The organism is Streptomyces hilarionis (assembly GCF_024539675.1).
Classification (GTDB): domain Bacteria; phylum Actinomycetota; class Actinomycetes; order Streptomycetales; family Streptomycetaceae; genus Streptomyces; species Streptomyces hilarionis.
Map to the genome: position 1 here is coordinate 1 of NZ_JAHHIT010000300.1, position 4254 is coordinate 4254.

Genomic DNA, 4254 nt, shown 5'->3' on the forward strand with positions numbered 1-4254 from the left:
GGGTGGGGGAGGGCCCCCACCCCACCGCAGGCGGCGTCCTCCTCGTGCCCGTCCCCTCCGCCCGTGCCGCCGTCCGGGCGCGGGGTCATGACCCGGCTCGGCGTATCGCGTTGGCCGCGGCCGGGGAGTTGCGGCGGGTCGGGGTGCCGGCGCGGGTGGCCGCGGTGCTGCGGCAGCGGCGGCCGGTGGCCGACCAGGCGGGGCTCGACGCCCGGGAGCGGCTGGACAACCTGGTGGGCGCGCTGACGGTCGTGCCCGGCGGCGTGCGGCTGCTGTGCGGTGCTCCGGTGGTGCTCGTGGACGACCTGGTCACGACGGGCGCCTCGTTGGCGGAGGCGGCGCGCGCGGTGCGGGCGGCGACGCAGGCGCGGCGGGCAGCGGCCGGGGGAGTCTCCGCGGGGGCGGCGACGCGGCCGTGGGCGGAGGGGGAGCCGTCCGCGGAGCCGGTGACGCGGAAGGGACGGGCGGGTGCGGCGCTCCCGACGGGCTGTGCGGGGCGGGAGGTTCGGCCCGGGCCGGGTCCGGGCGGCGAACGGGCGGGTCGTCCCGGCGGAGCCTGGCCGGTGGACGCGGTGGACGCGGTGGACGCGGTGGACGCGGTGGACGCGGTGGACGCGGTGGACGCGGTGTTCGCGGCAGGTCCGGCTGGCCGTGTGGGTCGGGCTCACCCGTTTGGAGGTGCGGCGCAGGCGGGACGGATGGACGGCGCCGGCGCGGGTACGGGGGCCGTGAGGGACGTCGGCCGGGAGGCGGAGGGTGGGAAGTGTGGCGGTGAGGTGGGGGCCGTGTACGGGAGTGGGACTCGGGAAGGCAGAAGAGTGACGCCGTCCGGAGCGAGAGAGGGAGGCAGGGGCCGTGTCCCGGACGGGGTGTCGGGTCCGGGTCGTCCGGGTGACGTGCTGTGCGCGGCGGTGGTCGCCGCGGCGCCGGGCTCATTCGAAATAAACCGGAACTGATGGAGAACTTGCGTCGTTGCAGGTAATGAGAGCGCTAATTCACCTGAACGGAGGTACGCCGCAGTAGAGGGTGACGACATCCGTCCGGGCGAGATATGTTCGGTTGTGAGGGAAAGCCGCAGGCCACACCTCTCGAATCCGAATGCCGTGCTGCGGGTTTTCGTAATCCCTGCGGCACCTGGGGTGTAGATCTCGCCCATGGGGGAGGAGGAGGTGGACGTCACCAAGTCGGAGGTTCCGGTACTCACCGGAGCCTGGTGCAAAAGGGAGACGCTCCGCCTGCGAAGCGGAGTGATCCGGGAACGGAGTTCTGCGTGGACATCGTCGTCAAGGGCCGCAAGACCGAGGTGCCCGAGCGGTTCCGCAAGCACGTGGCCGAGAAGCTGAACCTGGAGAAGATCCAGAAGCTCGACGGCAAGGTGATCAGCCTCGACGTCGAGGTGTCCAAGGAGCCCAACCCCCGACAAGCCGACCGGTGCGACCGAGTGGAGATCACGCTCCGCTCCCGCGGCCCCGTGATCCGGGCGGAGGCCTCGGCCAGCGACGCGTACGCGGCACTCGACCTGGCGGCGGAGAAGCTGGACGCCCAGCTGCGCAAGCAGCACGACAAGCGATACACGCGCCGCGGTTCCCGCAGGCTGTCCGCGGCCGAGGTTCCCGACCACGTCCCGGGCGTGGCCACGCTCAACGGCGACGGGCAGCCCGTGCCGTCCGCCGAGACGAACAGCGTGCCGACGAAGAAGATCGGCTCCCTCGAGGTGCAGGGCGACGGCCCCCTCGTGGTGCGCGAGAAGACCCACGTAGCCGCTCCGATGACGCTCGACCAGGCCCTCTACGAGATGGAACTGGTCGGACACGACTTCTACCTGTTCGTCGACTCCGAGACGAAGCAGCCCAGCGTGGTCTACCGGCGCCACGCCTACGACTACGGCGTGATCTACCTCGACACCGACCCGATGGTGGCTCAGGCGCACGCCCCGGAGGCGGGCGGCACGCTGGGCGGCTGATCCTGCCCGGTGACAGCCGGGCGGCCGATGCGGCGCGGTGACGGCTGGGCGGCGGACTCCGCCCGATGAGAGCTGAGCGGTGTGCCCCTGGAGCGCGTGTGCGCCCCCAGGGGCACCCGTGCGCGACCCCTGGGACCTCGCTCTGTCGCCGGGTTGTCGTCCGGGCATGGAATCATGGCAGGGCGGCTCAACCGGTGGGTCGTTGCCTTGGGTTGGCGATGGCTCAGGACCACGGCCACAGCCTTCAGGGGGAGGAACGATGGCGGACACCTTCGGACCGATGCGGGACGACGATGCCGACGACGGCGTCGTCGGCCTGGGCCCGGACGGGGGCATGTCACGCAAGGAGCCGATCCGGGTTCTTGTCGTGGACGACCATGCCCTGTTCCGCCGCGGTCTGGAGATCGTGCTCGCGGCCGAGGAGGACATCCAGGTCGTGGGCGAGGCGGGTGACGGCGCGGAGGCCGTGGACAAGGCGGCCGACCTGCTGCCCGACATCGTGCTGATGGACGTCCGGATGCCCAAGCGCGGTGGTATCGAGGCCTGTACCTCCATCAAGGAGGTGGCACCCAGCGCGAAGATCATCATGTTGACGATCAGCGACGAGGAGGCCGACCTCTACGAGGCGATCAAGGCGGGCGCGACCGGCTACCTCCTCAAGGAGATCTCCACGGACGAGGTCGCCACCGCGATCCGCGCGGTCGCCGACGGGCAGTCGCAGATCAGCCCCTCCATGGCGTCGAAGCTGCTCACCGAGTTCAAGTCGATGATCCAGCGGACCGACGAACGCAGGCTCGTTCCCGCGCCGCGGCTGACGGACCGGGAGCTGGAGGTGCTCAAGCTGGTGGCCACGGGAATGAACAACCGTGACATCGCCAAGGAGTTGTTCATCTCCGAGAACACCGTGAAGAACCATGTCCGCAACATCCTGGAGAAGCTGCAACTGCACTCCAGGATGGAGGCGGTGGTGTACGCGATGCGGGAGAAGATCCTCGAGATCCGCTGACCCCGGCCCGGCCGGCCCCGGCGGCCCTGCGCCCCCCCCGGCTGAGCGTGGGTGGGTCGGGTGCGGGCTTGTGGGGGGCTCCGGTCAGGCCAGTGCGCGGGCGAGTTCCCGGTCGAGCGGCTCGCGCAGCTCCGGGGCGTCCACGCGTTCCACGCGCACGTCCGTGCAGTCCACCCAGGTGGCCGCTTCGAGCAGGGCCTGGGCGACCGCCGGGACCGCCTTGGGGCCGTCCAGGGTGACCTGCTTGGCGACCAGGGTGCTTCCTTCGCGGGCCGGGTCCACGCGGCCGACGAGCCGGCCGCCGGCCAGGACGGGCATCGCGAAGTAGCCGTACACCCGCTTGGGTTTGGGGACGTAGGCCTCCAGTCGGTGGGTGAAGCCGAAGATCCGCTCGGTGCGTGCGCGTTCCCAGATCAGGGAGTCGAAGGGGGACAGGAGCGTGGTGCGGTGGCGGCCGCGCGGGGGCGTGTCCAGGGCGGCCGGGTCGGCCCAGGCGGGCTTGCCCCAGCCTTCGACGGCGACCGGGACCAGGCCGGAGTCGGCGATGACCGCGTCGACCTGTTCGCCCTTGAGCCGGTGGTAGTCGGCGATGTCCGCGCGCGTGCCGACGCCGAGGGACCGGCCGGCCAGGCGGACGAGGCGGCGCAGGCACTCGGCGTCGTCCAGTTCGTCGTGCAGCAGGTCGGCGGGGACGGCGCGTTCGGCGAGGTCGTAGACGCGCTTCCAGCCGCGGCGTTCGACGCAGACCACCTCGCCGTACATGAGGGCGCGCTCCACGGCGACCTTGGTGCCGGACCAGTCCCACCACTCGCTCGTCTTCTTCGCTCCTCCCAAGTCGGTGGCGGTCAGGGGGCCTTCGGTGCGGAGCTGTTTGACGACCTGCTCGTACGTGCCGTCGGGGAGGTCGTGGTTCCACTGCGGGCGGTTGCGGTAGGCGCGGCGGCGGAAGGCGAAGTGGGGCCATTCCTCGATGGGGAGGATGCAGGCGGCGTGGGACCAGTACTCGAAGGCGTGGGTGTCCTTCCAGTAGGCGTCCTCGACGGTCTTGCGGCCGACGGCTCCCAGGCGGGCGTAGGGGATCAGCTCGTGGGAGCGGGCCAGGACCGAGATGGTGTCGAGCTGGACCGCGCCGAGGTGACGCAGGACGCCGCGGACGCCGGCCCTGCGGTCGGGCGTGCCGAGGAAGCCCTGGGCCCGCAGGGCGATGCGGCGGGCTTCGTCTGCGGAGAGCTCGGTGACAGGGGGCGGGGTCGTCATGGTTCGCACGATAGGGGGTGGGTCTGAC

3 protein-coding genes and 1 pseudogene are annotated in these 4254 nt (G+C 71.5%); 3 read left to right on the forward strand and 1 reads right to left on the reverse strand.

Annotation, left to right across the window (positions count from 1 at the left end):
• From KMS84_RS37975 to KMS84_RS37985, 3 genes and pseudogenes are all read left to right on the forward strand, one after another.
• Nucleotides 1-363, forward strand: a pseudogene (locus KMS84_RS37975) (ComF family protein); the annotation flags it as partial.
• 907 nt (nt 364-1270) lie between these two features.
• The gene (gene hpf / locus KMS84_RS37980) at nt 1271-1963 is read left to right on the forward strand and encodes a ribosome hibernation-promoting factor, HPF/YfiA family (protein ID WP_256921115.1); all 693 of its coding nucleotides are present in this window, start codon (nt 1271-1273) and stop codon (nt 1961-1963) included.
• Nucleotides 1964-2222: 259 nt separating this feature from the next.
• On the forward strand, nt 2223-2969 hold the full coding sequence (locus KMS84_RS37985) for a response regulator (protein WP_256921116.1): 747 nt from the start codon (nt 2223-2225) through the stop codon (nt 2967-2969).
• A gap of 84 nt (nt 2970-3053) precedes the next feature.
• Here KMS84_RS37985 and KMS84_RS37990 read toward each other — a convergent pair whose 3' ends face one another.
• The gene (locus KMS84_RS37990) at nt 3054-4226 is read right to left on the reverse strand and encodes a winged helix-turn-helix domain-containing protein (protein WP_256921117.1); all 1173 of its coding nucleotides are present in this window, start codon (nt 4224-4226) and stop codon (nt 3054-3056) included.
• Nucleotides 4227-4254: the final 28 nt, after the last annotated feature.

Coding starts and splice junctions, on each gene's coding strand:
- KMS84_RS37985 (WP_256921116.1), top strand. CDS start 2,223: ATGGCGGACACCTTCGGACCGATGCGGGACGACGATGCCGACGACGGC.
- KMS84_RS37990 (WP_256921117.1), bottom strand. CDS start 4,226: ATGACGACCCCGCCCCCTGTCACCGAGCTCTCCGCAGACGAAGCCCGC.